Source organism: Psychromicrobium lacuslunae (assembly GCF_000950575.1).
Taxonomy (GTDB): Bacteria; Actinomycetota; Actinomycetes; order Actinomycetales; family Micrococcaceae; genus Renibacterium; species Renibacterium lacuslunae.
In genome coordinates this window covers 962,363-975,412 of record NZ_CP011005.1, presented here as the reverse complement: position 1 = coordinate 975,412, position 13,050 = coordinate 962,363, and the positions used below count along the sequence as shown (strand labels likewise).

14 protein-coding genes are annotated in these 13,050 nt (G+C 59.0%); 5 read left to right on the top strand and 9 right to left on the bottom strand.

Going from position 1 to position 13,050, the window contains the following annotated elements; genetic code table 11:
* Positions 1-22 precede the first annotated feature (22 nt).
* Positions 23-706 (top strand): GNAT family N-acetyltransferase, encoded by a 684-nt coding sequence (locus UM93_RS04500; protein WP_045073937.1) that lies wholly within the window; start codon positions 23-25, stop codon positions 704-706.
* Here UM93_RS04500 and UM93_RS04495 read toward each other — a convergent pair.
* The 6 genes from UM93_RS04495 to UM93_RS04470 all read right to left on the bottom strand — a co-directional run bounded on the left by UM93_RS04495 (position 661) and on the right by UM93_RS04470 (position 6,283).
* Positions 661-1,227, bottom strand: a complete 567-nt coding sequence (locus UM93_RS04495) for a GNAT family N-acetyltransferase (protein ID WP_267884335.1) — start codon at positions 1,225-1,227, stop codon at positions 661-663. The genes UM93_RS04500 and UM93_RS04495 overlap by 46 nt on opposite strands.
* On the bottom strand, positions 1,224-2,132 hold the full coding sequence (gene pdxS / locus UM93_RS04490; RefSeq protein WP_045073934.1) for a pyridoxal 5'-phosphate synthase lyase subunit PdxS: 909 nt from the start codon (positions 2,130-2,132) through the stop codon (positions 1,224-1,226). The genes UM93_RS04495 and pdxS overlap by 4 nt, the downstream gene beginning before the upstream one ends.
* Before the next feature lie 143 nt (positions 2,133-2,275).
* Positions 2,276-2,914: a phosphatidylinositol phosphate synthase gene (gene pgsA / locus UM93_RS04485; protein WP_045073933.1), complete on the bottom strand. Its 639-nt coding sequence runs from the start codon at positions 2,912-2,914 to the stop codon at positions 2,276-2,278.
* A 2-nt stretch (positions 2,915-2,916) separates the two neighbouring features.
* On the bottom strand, positions 2,917-3,468 hold the full coding sequence (locus UM93_RS04480) for an HIT family protein (protein WP_045073931.1): 552 nt from the start codon (positions 3,466-3,468) through the stop codon (positions 2,917-2,919).
* On the bottom strand, positions 3,465-5,474 hold the full coding sequence (gene thrS / locus UM93_RS04475; protein WP_045073929.1) for a threonine--tRNA ligase: 2,010 nt from the start codon (positions 5,472-5,474) through the stop codon (positions 3,465-3,467). The genes UM93_RS04480 and thrS overlap by 4 nt, the downstream gene beginning before the upstream one ends.
* A 92-nt stretch (positions 5,475-5,566) precedes the next feature.
* Entirely contained in the window at positions 5,567-6,283 is a 717-nt protein-coding gene (locus tag UM93_RS04470; protein WP_045073927.1) for a FadR/GntR family transcriptional regulator, read from the bottom strand.
* A 97-nt stretch (positions 6,284-6,380) separates the two neighbouring features.
* Between UM93_RS04470 and UM93_RS04465 the strand changes: the two genes are divergently transcribed.
* Together UM93_RS04465 and UM93_RS04460 are read left to right on the top strand one after the other, a co-directional pair.
* Positions 6,381-7,811: a GntT/GntP/DsdX family permease gene (locus UM93_RS04465; protein ID WP_157874097.1), complete on the top strand. Its 1,431-nt coding sequence runs from the start codon at positions 6,381-6,383 to the stop codon at positions 7,809-7,811.
* Positions 7,808-8,317: a gluconokinase gene (locus UM93_RS04460; protein ID WP_045073926.1), complete on the top strand. Its 510-nt coding sequence runs from the start codon at positions 7,808-7,810 to the stop codon at positions 8,315-8,317. The genes UM93_RS04465 and UM93_RS04460 overlap by 4 nt, the downstream gene beginning before the upstream one ends.
* Before the next feature lie 5 nt (positions 8,318-8,322).
* Here the strand turns inward: UM93_RS04460 and UM93_RS04455 are convergent, their stop codons facing one another.
* Entirely contained in the window at positions 8,323-8,724 is a 402-nt protein-coding gene (locus tag UM93_RS04455; protein WP_045073925.1) for a hypothetical protein, read from the bottom strand.
* 42 nt (positions 8,725-8,766) lie between these two features.
* On the opposite strand from UM93_RS04455, the gene UM93_RS04450 reads away from it, so the two are divergent.
* Entirely contained in the window at positions 8,767-9,396 is a 630-nt protein-coding gene (locus tag UM93_RS04450) for a peptide deformylase (protein WP_045073923.1), read from the top strand.
* On the opposite strand, the gene UM93_RS04445 is transcribed toward UM93_RS04450, so the two are convergent.
* Positions 9,393-11,414 carry a S9 family peptidase gene (locus UM93_RS04445; protein ID WP_045073922.1) on the bottom strand — a complete coding sequence of 674 codons (2,022 nt, stop codon included), beginning with the start codon at positions 11,412-11,414 and terminating at the stop codon, positions 9,393-9,395. The two genes, UM93_RS04450 and UM93_RS04445, sit on opposite strands and share 4 nt — an antisense overlap.
* Positions 11,415-11,491: 77 nt before the next feature.
* On the opposite strand from UM93_RS04445, the gene UM93_RS04440 reads away from it, so the two are divergent.
* On the top strand, positions 11,492-12,394 hold the full coding sequence (locus UM93_RS04440; protein ID WP_045073921.1) for a putative RNA methyltransferase: 903 nt from the start codon (positions 11,492-11,494) through the stop codon (positions 12,392-12,394).
* Here UM93_RS04440 and yczE read toward each other — a convergent pair.
* On the bottom strand, positions 12,342-13,013 hold the full coding sequence (gene yczE, locus UM93_RS17670; RefSeq protein WP_045073920.1) for a membrane protein YczE: 672 nt from the start codon (positions 13,011-13,013) through the stop codon (positions 12,342-12,344). The two genes, UM93_RS04440 and yczE, sit on opposite strands and share 53 nt — an antisense overlap.
* Between the last annotated feature and the right edge of the window lie 37 nt (positions 13,014-13,050).

The window sequence follows — 13,050 nt, the reverse complement described above, 5'->3', positions numbered from 1 at the left end:
TGGCCCCCGCCCTGTCCGCACGATGAGCGGGATTGCTACCTGCGAAGAAATCCAGGACGAGTTCTTCGTTGCGCTCGCCTCGGTGAGCGGTGGTCGGAACTTCAGTACACATCGAATGAAGTGGAGCTGGCTGCCCACCTCGGGTGATCTGGTGGCACGCTTTCCCACCGAGATCACCGGCGCGGGGCTGCGCCCGGCCCTAGCCGAGGGCGCGCGTTTGGGCGCCCGAATGGCAGGGATCTGGGTCAACTCAGCGGTGCGGCAGGGTGAGTTGGCGAGTTTCGGTTTCACCAAGGCCTGGCAACCGTGGTGGATGAGCTGTTTCGTTGAGCGGGTTGAACCGGTTCGGCAAGTCGCCGGTGTCGAGCTCAAGGTCAGCCAAAGAGAGGGGCTACCAGCTGGGAGTTGGCAGTTCGAGGCTTGTCTGGCCTCGGGGCAAGAGGCCGGACAACAAGTGGGTAAGTGTTTGCTCTTTCCTAGTCTGAGCAGGCCGGGATTCGCCGGGGTGTTCGATATGGCGGTCGAGCCTGAGTATCAACGCCTCGGCATCGGCACCGCGATGCTGCAAAAACTCGCTGAAGTGGCAGGCGACGCCGGACTCTCCCAATTGGTTCTGAATTCGACGCCGAGCGGCTTCAGGCTCTATCAATCGCAGGGCTTTCAGCTGATCGGCAAGGGGCAGACGTACTGGCTGGAATTGGGCTGAGCGATTTCCCAGCGGAATTCGCCGTCCAGCATCGTCTCAGTACGCTCAAATCCGAGTCGTTCAGCGACTTTAATTGATGCCAGATTTTTGGGGTCAATGTGAGCGATGAATGACTCTACCCCTTGCCTTCGCAGCCAACGTAGTACCTCTCGGGCCGCCAGCGATGCGTAACCTAGTCCCTGCCATGGCACGCCAATCAACCATGCCAGTTCAGCACACTGCTTTAGATTGCCAAGCTCGACGGCGCGAACGGTAGCTTGGATAAATCCGACCGCTCGATTGCTCGAGGGTTCTACCAAAATCCAATTGAGCCAGGCCTCCGTGCCGTCCGGAGAACGGCCAACGCTTTGCCGACGATACCGGTCTCGCAAACTTTCTAACTCCGGTGCCGCACCTCCGGTGAAGGCGTAGAGCTGTGGCTCACTAAGCACACCCAGCATTTGCTCTGCATGACCGATGGTAAGAGGCTCGAGGCGCAGGCTCGCTGGCAGGTCAAGAGCCCGCGCCTCGGGAAAGATCACCAGCCGCGCTCGGCCAGCCGGTGCGGTTCCGGGATTTCCTCAACGTTAATGCCCACCATGGCCTCGCCCAGGCCGCGCGAGACATTGGCAATCACGTCCGGATCGTCGTGGAAAGTGGTGGCCTTGACGATAGCGGCAGCGCGCTGCGCCGGGTTGCCTGATTTGAAGATGCCGGAGCCAACGAAGACACCGTCGGCGCCGAGTTGCATCATCATCGCGGCGTCCGCGGGAGTGGCAATACCGCCAGCGGTGAACAGCACCACTGGCAGCGAACCGCGCTCGGCCACCTCTTTGACCAGTTCGAAGGGGGCCTGCAGTTCCTTGGCCGCGACGTAGAGCTCGTCTTCGGCCATTGAGCCGAGACGCTTGATCTCGGCGCGAATCTGGCGCATATGGGTGGTGGCATTGGAGACGTCACCGGTGCCGGCCTCGCCCTTGGAGCGGATCATTGCGGCACCTTCATTAATGCGGCGCAGCGCCTCACCCAGATTGGTCGCACCACAGACGAAGGGCACAGTGAACTTCCACTTATCAATGTGGTTAGTGTAGTCCGCCGGGGTGAGCACTTCTGATTCGTCAATGTAATCAACGCCGAGGGACTGCAGGACCTGCGCCTCCACGAAGTGACCGATTCGTGCCTTCGCCATTACCGGAATGGAGACCGCAGAAATAATGCTGTCGATCATGTCCGGATCACTCATTCGCGAAACCCCACCCTGGGCGCGAATATCCGCGGGTACCCGCTCTAGCGCCATCACGGCGACCGCACCGGCATCCTCAGCGATCCGGGCTTGCTCGGCGGTGACCACGTCCATGATCACACCGCCCTTGAGCATCTCGGCCATTCCGCGCTTCACACGGCTGCTACCGGTAAGATTCCCGGGCTGATCGATCGATTCCGACATATTTTGCTCCTGAAAAATACTGCGCTTTCGCGCGACTCACTATCAGCACCGATCCTAGTCATCCCAAGGCACTGAGCAGTCCAATTTTCAGCTAAAAAGCCGTTTTAAGGGCCACAGGAATTTCCGTGGCCTGCTCTGCCACGTCATGAGTCAGCGTCATTAGACTCCGCCTCCGCGAGTTCCTTGGCTTGCCGATAGACCGCGGCAACTCGCTGGTAGATCGTGATCGCGCTAGCCAGCGCGAGCAGGATCAGCACAATCAGCAAAACCAGTTCCGGCACACCTAAGCCGACTAGGCCGGTAGCGACCAGCACCACCACGAGCCGTTCCGAGCGTTCGGCGATGCCGACGTTCGCGGTCAGACCAAGGCCTTCGGCGCGGGCCTTGCTGTAGGAAACCAGGGAACTCAAAACCAAACAGACCAAAGCCAGAATAGCGATGGCTGGATTGTTACCACCAAGGAAGAACCAGATCACTAGGCCGGCGAACACGCTGCTGTCGCCGACCCGATCCAGGTTGGAGTCAACGAAGGCTCCCCAGGGGCCTTTGCGCTGCACCTCCCTAGCCATCAGGCCATCAATAATGTCAGAGAAGACAAAAATGGTAATCACCACGGTGCCCCAAAAAAGCTGACCCAGCGGGTACCAGATCAGCGCACCGGCCATCACGCCGAGAGTGCCAACCACGGTGACCAGATCAGGTGAGACTCCCCAGCGCACTAGGAGCAAGGCGATCGGCTTGAAAATCGCGGCAAACAACCCTCTAGCGTACTTATTCAGCATCGCTAGGCCAACTGCTCAGCCCAGACCTGCGCCACTTGCTCACGCACTTCTCCCAGCGTTTGAGTGATCGCCTTGGTCTGCGCGATGATCGGCAGGAAATTCCCGTCCCCGCCCCAGCGCGGCACAATGTGCTGGTGCAGGTGCCCGGCGATCCCGGCTCCCCCGGTGACGCCCTGATTCATGCCCAGATTGAACCCTGAGGGGTTAGCGACTTTCCGCAAAACCTTCATTCCGGTCTGCGTAAGAGCCGCGAATTCCGCCGTCTCATCAACTGTGAGATCGGTGTAATCAGGGATATGTCGATAAGGGCATACCAACAGGTGCCCAGGGTTATAGGGAAAGAGATTGAGCACCACAAAGCAAGATTCGCCGCGGTGCACGATGAGTGACTCCTCGTCGCTACGCGCGGGAGCTAAACAGAACGGACAGTCATCCTCGCCTTTGTTGAATTGTGCCTGGCCACCCTTGATATAGGCCAGCCGATGCGGCGTCCAGAGACGCTGAAACGCGTCCGGAACCCCGGCCAGCTCAAAGTCGTCGGTCGGCTCGCTCATTGGTTGCTGTCGCTCCGCTCCTTGACCAACCGCACAATCCGCTCCACGGCCTCATCCAACGGCACACCATTGTCCTGGCTACCATCACGGAACCGGAAGGAGACCGCACCAGCCTCGGCATCCTCGCCACCTGCGATCAGCACGAACGGAATCTTCTCTTTGCTCGCGGTGCGGATCTTTTTGGGGAAACGATCAGTGGAAAGATCGGCCTGCGCTCTGATGCCCGCCTTCTTTAGCCGCTCAATCAGATCCACAATATAGCCGTCGAAAGCCTCGGCCACCGGAATGCCTACCACTTGCACAGGAGCCAGCCAGGCCGGGAAAGCACCGGCATAGTGTTCGGTGAGCACAGCCAAGAAGCGCTCCACAGAGCCGAAGAGCGCACGATGGATCATTACCGGACGCTGTCGGCTGCCATCAGCCGCCTGGTATTCAAGTTCAAACCGTTCCGGCAGGTTGAAGTCCAGCTGGATGGTCGACATCTGCCAGGTACGGCCAATTGCATCGCGGGCCTGTACTGATATTTTCGGGCCGTAGAAGGCCGCTCCGCCCGGATCTGGCACCAGTTCCAGTCCGGACTCTTCGGCTACTTCGGCTAGCGTGCGGGTAGCTTCCTCCCAGACCTCATCCGAGCCGACGTATTTCTCTGGATCTTTGGTGGAAAGTTCCAGATAGAAATCTTCCAGCCCATAATCCTTCAACAGACCTAGCACGAAGTTCAGCGTCGAGGTCAACTCGTCTTTCATCTGCTCGCGGGTGCAGTAAATGTGGGCATCGTCCTGAGTCATCCCGCGGACCCGGGTAAGGCCATGAATCACGCCGGACTTTTCGTAACGGTAGACCGAGCCGAATTCGAAGAGCCGCAGCGGCAGCTCTCGATAAGAGCGACCGCGTGAACGGAAGATCAGATTGTGCATCGGGCAGTTCATCGGCTTGAGGTAGTAGTCCTGGCCGGGTTTGCGGACGCTGCCGTCCTCGGCCAATTCCTCATCGACATGCATCGCCGGGAACATGCCATCGCGATACCAGTCCAGATGCCCAGAGACCTCGTAGAGGTGCCCCTTAGTAATGTGCGGAGTGTAGACAAACTCGTAGCCAGCCGCGATATGCCGAGCCCGCGAGTAGTCCTCCATCTCCTTGCGGATAATGCCGCCTTTGGGGTGGAAAACCGGCAGACCGGAACCAAGCTCATCGGGGAAGGAGAAAAGGTCGAGTTCGGTGCCCAGCTTACGATGGTCCCGACGCTCGGCTTCGGCGATCCGGTCTTGGTAGGCCTTGAGCGCATCCTTAGTCGGCCAGGCAGTGCCATAAATTCGCTGCAGCTGCTTATTCGCCTGATCGCCGCGCCAATAAGCAGCCGCACTACGGGTCAGCGCATATGCATTTGAAATCAGCTTGGTATTCGGCAGGTGCGGGCCGCGGCAAAGATCCTTCCAGATCACTTCGCCATCGCGGCCGAGGTTTTCGTAAATCGTCAGCTCACCGGCACCAACTTCTTGCGATGCGCCTTCAGCGGCTTCAGCCCCGCCACCCTTCAAGCCAATCAATTCGAGCTTATAAGGCTCGTCTTTCATCGCCTCAATGGCTTCGGTTTCGCTGACCACCCGACGCACGAAGCGCTGATTAGCATTGACGATCTTGAGCATCATTTTTTCGAGCTGCTTGAGATCTTCCGGAGTAAAAGGGTCTTCAACATCAAAGTCGAAATAGAAGCCATCGGTGATGTACGGCCCGATGCCGAGCTTGGCATCTTTCCGGAGCTGCTGCACGGCTTGCGCCATCACGTGCGCGGTGGAGTGCCGCAACACTTCCAAGCCTTCGGGCGAGTCAATCGTGACCGCTTCGATGTTTGCCCCGGCTGGCAGCGGCTGGTCCAGGTCCTTGAGTTCACCGTTTACCTTGACGACGACAACTGAACGGTCTTCGCGATAAAGATCGGCGGCGGGAGTCCCCGCACTCAGTTGACGTAGCTCGCCGTCAACAGTGACTTCAATGAGTTCTGACAAGGGTGCCTCCCGGGCGCGTTAGGGCTATTGGGCCATGGCATACGAGGACCACGGCAGCCATCATTGATGGTATCGGCTCCGCTGGCCGAAAGTCATTTTTGGGCTGTTGAAAGGCCGAGTTCCTGACGCAGTTCCTGACCGGCTAACAATACAATGTGACGCATTAGCTCTTCTGCTGTTGCACCGTCGCCTTGTTGAATGGCTTCGGCAACCCCTAAATGCCAATGCCTGGCCTGCGCATGCGGGCGCTCTGGCATCAGACCATGTTCGGTGCGACCACTCAGTACCTCACCCACCGCTTCATGCAGATGAGCAAACATCTCATTCTCAGCGGCGCGCAGAATGAGCGAATGGTAGGCGATATCGGCGGCTAAAAAGGCCTCCAGGTCTCCAGCATTCCCGGTGGCCAGCAGCTCTCCAGCCAGACCGGTGAGTTCCCGTCCTTGAGCAACCCCGATCCGCTCCGCTGCCAGCCGAGCGGCCAGCGGCTCGACGCCGAGCCGCAGCTCGGTGATCGACAATAGTTGCTTGGTTCGCTGTGGACCGTTCAACCGCCAGTGAATTACCTTGCGGTCGAAGACGTTCCACTGCTCCGCCGACTGCACCCGGACCCCAACATTGCGGGTCACCGCTACCAGCCCGAGTGCCTGAATCACCCGGATGCCTTCTCTGGCCACCGAACGAGTAGCCGCAAAACGCTCTTGTAGCTCCTCAGTGAGCAAGATTTGGCCCGGGGCTAGCAGTCCGTCGACAATCTGCTGGCCGAAGCTATCGACAAAGCTGAGATGGTTCCCCCGAACGCCTTCCATACTTCCCCTAAGTCTGACTTTTTGTCATAAAGAATTGAATAAAGCATACTTACTCGATAATCTGACTCACAATACCCACCTGAATCAATGAGGCTTCATGTTCGCTCAGACCATTATCACCTCCACACTGAAGGCTTCCGAGGCGTCTCAGCAGCCCTGGAATTCGCACGATACCTGGCTCGTAGTGCTAGCAGCACTCTGCATCGGCTTGATCGTACTGCTGATCGCCAAGTTCAAAATGCACCCCTTCCTCGCCCTGATTTTGGGAGCCGCCGGGGTGGGACTGGGCTCCGGCATCGAACTCGGCAAGGTGGTGACAAACTTTGAGACCGGAGTCGGCTCCGTGCTCCAAGAGGTCGGCTTATTGATCGCGCTCGGTGCCATGCTCGGCAAGTTAATGGCTGATTCCGGCGGCGCCAATAAGGTAGTCGACACCCTTCTAGCCAAGGTTTCCGGGGCAATGGTGCCCTGGACGATGGCCTTGGTCGCGGTGATCATCGGACTGCCAATGTTCTTCGAAATCGGTTTAGTGCTCTTGTTACCGGTCATTGTGTTGGTCGCCCAACGAGCCCAAACCAAGCTAATGCGAATAGCTATCCCCGCGTTGGCCGGGCTCTCGGTACTGCACGGTCTAGTGCCGCCGCACCCCGGCCCGCTGATCGCCATTCAGGCTGTTAACGCGCCGCTTGGTCTCACCTTGCTTTTCGGTATTCTGGTCGCCATCCCCACCGTGATTATCTGCGGCCCGATCTTTTCTCGTCTAGCGGCTCGCTGGGTTCCAGTAGCTGCGCCGCAAACCGCTGGTGGCGTCGACACTCAGAATAACCAGACCGATCCCGAGGTCAAACGGCCGCCGAGCTTCGGCATCACGGTATTCACCATTGTTTTTCCGGTATTGCTGATGCTGGTCAAAGCCGTGGTGGATATTCTCAGCCCAGATAGCAAAAATCCCAGCACTATTCGCGTCGTGGTGGACTTCATCGGCGAACCACTGGTGGCGATGACTTTAGCCGTGCTGCTCGCGATGCTGACCTTCGGTTACGCGGTTGGGCTTGGCGGTGCAGCGATTGCTAAGAAGATCGGCCAGAGCGTCGGTCCGATCGCCGCGGTGATCCTAATCGTCGGCGCTGGCGGCGGCTTTAAGCAGTCATTGATTGGTGCTGGAGTAGGTGATTCGGTGGCAAAGTGGGCACAAGGAGCAAGTATCTCGGTGCTACTGCTCGGCTTCTTGATCGCGGTGGCGCTGCGGCTAGCAACCGGCTCGGCGACGGTAGCAACGATCACCTCCGCCGGCATTGTCGCACCACTGGCCGGTTCCCTCTCCCCCGCTCAGGCGGCGCTACTGGCACTCGCTATCGGAGCCGGCTCGCTCTTCCTCTCGCACGTCAATGATGCTGGTTTCTGGTTGGTGAAGGAGCTTTTCGGTCTCACTGTCGGACAAACCTTTAAGACCTGGTCAGTGATGGAGACGCTGATCTCGGTGGTCGGCTTCGGCCTGGTGATGCTGCTTTCGGTGGTGATCGCATGAGTGCGCATCCAGTGTTGGTGGTGATGGGCGTTTCCGGCTCCGGCAAATCCACGGTTGCTGCGCTCTTGGCCGGTCAACTCGGTTGGGACTATCTCGAGGGCGATGACCTGCATCCGGCAGAGAACGTGGCCAAAATGTCAGCGGGTATTCCACTCACCGACGAGGATCGTTGGCCTTGGCTCGATCAGATTGCGCAATGGATCAGCGACCATGCGGCCTCCGAGATGCCGGGGGTAGTGACCTGTTCGGCGCTGAAAAAGATTTACCGCGACCGGCTTCGGCTGCCCAACGTGATTTTTGTCTACCTTTCTGGCAGCAAAGCGGAAATCTCACAAAGACTCTCTGCGCGTCACGGACATTTCATGCCCACCGCGCTGCTGGATTCCCAATTTGCAGCGTTACAGCCACCGTCCGAGGATGAGCACGCACTGCTCGTCAATATCAGCCACTCGCCGGCGCAAGAGGCTGCGGAGATCATTCAGCGGCTAGGCCTGGGCGCGCACTGAGAACATCATTCGGCGGCACCCCACGGCCCCAGAATGCCACCGTTCCAGGGCAGGACTAAATAACCATCCGAGCAATCCTGTAAAGCGCCCTGCAATTCCATCATGGTGTTAATTTCGTCGAGCGCAGCCGGCAGATCTGAGACTTCGACGCTAAAGCGTGCCGCGCAATTGGCCAAAGTTTGCCAACGTTGCTGATCGCCAGCGGCTTGTTGTGCTGCGGTCGCGACCTCGGCCGACTCCTCCAAGCTGACCCGGAACCGCAACCCCTCCGCGTTCACCGTGAAGGACTCTGTAGAGACACCGACCGGGCCCAGATCATGCAATGGCAGCGCCTCACGGGCATCCTCAAGAGTGGCCGAACCGGCTAAAAAATAGACAAAGAATCGATCATCACTGGAAGCGCTCATAGCTCAGCTTAACGTGCTGGTAGCACAGCCTAAACTAGAGAAATGTCAGCAACCATTCGCGCCTCGGTACTGCAACTACTTGAGGAAGCTCAGCACGGTGCATTGCCGTCCATTGTGCAGGCTGGCCATCCAGCACTCCGAGCTCAGAGCGAGCCGTGGGATGGGCAATTAGAGAGCACCGAGCTGAACACATTGATTGAGCTAATGCGCCGGGTAATGCATGCCGCCCCCGGCGTCGGGCTTGCCGCGCCGCAACTTGGTATCCCGCTGCAACTTGCGGTGTTGGAGGATCAACACGCGGTCCCTGAGGAGGTGCGAATCGCTCGAGAGCGTGAACCTCTCGAGTTCTTCGCCGTCCTCAACCCGCGCTACCTGCCCTCGGGCGATAGCCGGAGTTCGTTCTTTGAAGGATGCCTGTCGATGACCGGCTGGCAAGCCGTGGTACCCCGCTATCGCTCGGTCGAGTTGAGCTTTTTCGACCCCGATGGCATCGCACAACGACGCGAGTTTACCGGCTGGTCGGCCCGAATTGTGCAACACGAAACCGATCATTTGGCTGGCACGCTCTACATCGACAAGGCCGAGCTGCGTTCTCTCGCGGATAATCATCAATACGCGGCCCGTTGGGCGCAACCCGGCATTGAGTCAGCCCGGGAGGCACTGGGCTTCTAGCTGATGCTCTCCCCAGGATTAGCTGCACTGGGCAACTGGCGCGCCCACCATCGCAAGATATGCTCAAATCGTTGACGCCGGTGATGCGGTCGACCGGAACGAGACAACTCGTGGTTCTCACCTGGGAAGATCAGTAGCTCGGTTTCCACCCCTTGTTTTTTGAGTGCTACGTAGTATCGCTGTGCTTGCTCGAGTGGGCAACGCCAGTCCTGCTCCGAGTGCAGCACCAGAGTCGGTGTGCGTACCGAAGCGATCTGAGCCATCGGCGACTGCTCGGAAATAGCCACTGGATCGAGCCCGTTGTATTCGCTCGGAAAAATCCAGCCGATGTCACTGGAGCCGACGAAGCTCACCGGATCGAGGTATCCCCGTTCCACTATGGCGGCACTGAAACGCTGGTCCTGGCTAATCGCCCAAGCAGTAAGGTAACCGCCATAAGAGCCGCCCATTACCCCTAGCCGCTCAGCGGAGAGTTCGGGATAGGCAGCCAGCGCGCCTTCCAGGAAACCCAGCACGTCGGCAAGGTCGACGCTGCCCATCGCGCCCTTGATTGCCCGTGCATGGCTGCGGCCATAACCCGCTGCACCGCGTGGATTGCACATCAACACGGCATATCCTGCCGCTAGGTAGACTTGGGCTTCGTCGAAGGCCCCCCAGCCGTATTGCGCAAAAGGGCCACCGTGAATATTCAAGAGCACCGGATGCGGGCCGGCCCCTTCCGGCAAAAGCAGCCAGCCATGCACCGGGTAGCCGTCGGCAGATTCGAAGCTGTGCTCGCGAGGGACGGCAATTTTCGCCTCTGCTCGCAAGCTCGCCGAGAAGTCGCTGAGTCGCTGCAATCCGTCTTCGCTCAGTACTGCAACATCGCCAAAGCTCAAGGCGTCGGTGAAAGTTAGCACCATGGCATAAGAGTTCGTGGCCACCCCGGTCACCAACAGTGGCTCATCGACCAGTATCTGAATCTCCCCGGAAGCGGTCACCTTGACCAAACGCTGCGCACCGCGGCGTCGCTCCAAGGCGAGCACTCCCCCGTCGGCGCAGGCAACCAGCTCGGTCGATTCGGCAAAATCCATTGACTCCGCGTCGGTCAGTCTGCGCCACCTCCCCGGTTCTGCTGTTGAGCTGAGGTAGATCCCGACCTGACTGGCGACAAAATCCGTTCCGGAAGGGCCAAGTTCCTCGGCGAGCGCAAAAAGCCACTTGCCATCCGCGGACTCGATGGCCGCAGAAACCGAAAAACCGCTGAACGGCTGATTGCTAAGCTGACGGCGAGCTCCACCCTCAGCTGGCATTGAGAATAATTCGGTGCAGCCGTCGGCGCTATCCAAGCGTTCAGCGGTGAAGTAAATCAGCGAACCATCAGCACTGTAACGTGGGTTCGAATGGGATAACCGGTCTTCAGTGAGTTGCCTGGCTATCGGTACCGCCTGGAACTCGGCGCCAGCAGCGGCTTGCTTAGCGCGTGCGCGTGGTTCGACTGGCGGCTCAGCACCAAGCGCTGGCACGGTCAGTTCGAACAGCTGCACGGCTTTGTCCTCGGTGAAGCCCTCACCATTCAGCCGGTACTTATACCCGGTAATCAGCCGTGGGTCCTCGGCATCTGCATCCACCCCGGTTACGGTGCCATAACGTCCGGCTTCGGCTACCGCCGCCGAAAAGAGCAAGCTGGCGGAATCCGGAGACCAGCGAAAACTGTTCACACCAAGTAACTGATCGGTCAGTTTCTGTGGCTCGCCTCCGGCCGCCTCAACCAGGTAGAGCTGCGCGGCTGAGTCCGGAGTAGCCCGTAAAAAGGCCAGTGCACTACCGTCAGGGGAATACTGCGGTGCGCTATCCCTGAAACCGCGGGTAATCCTCCGCGGTTCGGCGGTTCCATCCAATCGAAGTTCCCATAGCTGCCCGACGTAACTATCCGCCGCAAAATCCGGCCGGCTACTTGCCACCACGGCACGCGTACCATCCGGATGCAGGCTGGGAGCGGAAAGCGTTTGGATCAGGGAGAGCTGTTCAGGTTTCACCTTCTGAGCCTATCCAGTGTCGACCGGCAGGTCAGTGCCTAGCGAAGAAAATCTTTGCGCCGACTAAGATATAGGCCATGCCATCGGCACCAATTTCCGTTACCTCCTTGAACGCCCTGATCTGCCCACTCTGCGCAGAAAATTTCACCCTGAACGAATCGGGAACTCCCGGGGTGCGTTGCCCCAATGGGCATAGTTTCGACTTCTCGCGTCACGGCTACCTGAATTTACTCAGCGGCGCTCCGAGTAAATTCACCGCGGAAAGCAAGCAGATGATTCAGGCCAGGGCGAACTTCCTTGGCGCAGGCCATTTTGCACCGCTCAGCGAGCAGCTGAGCACGACGCTTGAGCGCTGGACGCCGCCGGTGCGTCCAGATTCCCTCCTTATTGATGCCGGGGTTGGGATTGGCCACTACCTCAAATCTCTTCTCGACGGTGCAGGCTCGAGGGCGGCAATTGGTCTTGACCTGTCCCCGGAGGCGCTACGCCGGGCCAGCCGGGACAACCCGGGGACCCTTCAATTGGTCTGGGACGTCTGGCGACCTTGGCCAGTAGCAGCCAATACGGCCGACGCTATCGTGGTGGTTTTCGCTCCCCGCAACGCGGCTGAGTACCACCGGGTCTTGCGCAGCGACGGGCTTCTGCTGGTGGTCACGCCGCTCACTGAGCATCTATCCGGGCTACCCGAATTTGAGGGCAGACTGCACCAGCAACCGGGGAAACACGCCATCTTGCATTTCGGCCTGGCCGAGCATTTTGAATTGCTCGAGGAGAAGGAAGTGCGTTGGCAGCTGGACCTCAGCGCGACCGAAGCTGCGGACCTGGTGATGATGGGTCCTTCTGGTCACCATATCGGCGAAGCAGCGCTCAAGAGCACCCTCGGTGATTCTCGCTATCAGGTGCAGTCCGCGGTGCGGATTTCGGCGTTCAGGCCACTTCGGTTGGCACCGACGGCGTCGATTCTGCCGCTTGCGCGCTGAGTTTCTCGGCTGGTTTTCTGAGGTCTACAAATAGGCACCTGAAAGCGAACTGAGTCACTGGTCCGATGCCCAGAGCGAAGACCACTGTGCCCGGCCCCACTACCCCGCCAAGCAAGAAGCCAATGAGTACCACCACTATCTCAATCCCGGTGCGAATGATCCACACCGGCTTGCCGGTGCGGCGGACCAGACCGGTCATTAAGCCATCCCGCGGTCCGGGGCCGAGCTTCGCTCCTACGTAGAGGGCAGTGGCGAAGGCGAGTAAGACGAGCCCGGTCAGGAATAAGCCAATTTGGGCCCAGAGATTGTCCAGCCTCGGCAATAGCGCCAGTCCGGCATCGGCGAAGACTCCGATCAGTACCGCATTGGCCACGGTGCCAAAACCGGGTTTCTGGCGGAGCGGGATCCACAGCAGCAGTACCCCGGCGGAAATGATGATGGTGCACAGCCCGAAGGAGAGCCCCGTGGTGTGAGCTAGTCCTTGGCCGAAGACATCCCATGGTGAGGCACCGATGCTGCCGCGGATCATCAGCGCAATGGCAAAGCCATAGGCTACCAATCCGACAAACAGTCTGATCAGTCGAATGACCAGTCGGTCTGTGGTGAGGAAAGTCTTCATAGTTCAAGAATCAGAAAAATTGGCCCTCTCGAATAGA

What these genes read in the sequence shown, in the direction of transcription:
- UM93_RS04500 (WP_045073937.1), top strand. Translation starts at nt 23, where the DNA reads ATGAGCGGGATTGCTACCTGCGAAGAAATCCAGGACGAGTTCTTCGTT.
- pdxS (WP_045073934.1), bottom strand. Translation starts at nt 2,132, where the DNA reads ATGTCGGAATCGATCGATCAGCCCGGGAATCTTACCGGTAGCAGCCGT.
- pgsA (WP_045073933.1), bottom strand. Translation starts at nt 2,914, where the DNA reads ATGCTGAATAAGTACGCTAGAGGGTTGTTTGCCGCGATTTTCAAGCCG.
- UM93_RS04480 (WP_045073931.1), bottom strand. Translation starts at nt 3,468, where the DNA reads ATGAGCGAGCCGACCGACGACTTTGAGCTGGCCGGGGTTCCGGACGCG.
- UM93_RS04470 (WP_045073927.1), bottom strand. Translation starts at nt 6,283, where the DNA reads ATGGAAGGCGTTCGGGGGAACCATCTCAGCTTTGTCGATAGCTTCGGC.
- UM93_RS04465 (WP_157874097.1), top strand. Translation starts at nt 6,381, where the DNA reads ATGTTCGCTCAGACCATTATCACCTCCACACTGAAGGCTTCCGAGGCG.
- UM93_RS04460 (WP_045073926.1), top strand. Translation starts at nt 7,808, where the DNA reads ATGAGTGCGCATCCAGTGTTGGTGGTGATGGGCGTTTCCGGCTCCGGC.
- UM93_RS04455 (WP_045073925.1), bottom strand. Translation starts at nt 8,724, where the DNA reads ATGAGCGCTTCCAGTGATGATCGATTCTTTGTCTATTTTTTAGCCGGT.
- UM93_RS04450 (WP_045073923.1), top strand. Translation starts at nt 8,767, where the DNA reads ATGTCAGCAACCATTCGCGCCTCGGTACTGCAACTACTTGAGGAAGCT.
- UM93_RS04440 (WP_045073921.1), top strand. Translation starts at nt 11,492, where the DNA reads ATGCCATCGGCACCAATTTCCGTTACCTCCTTGAACGCCCTGATCTGC.
- yczE (WP_045073920.1), bottom strand. Translation starts at nt 13,013, where the DNA reads ATGAAGACTTTCCTCACCACAGACCGACTGGTCATTCGACTGATCAGA.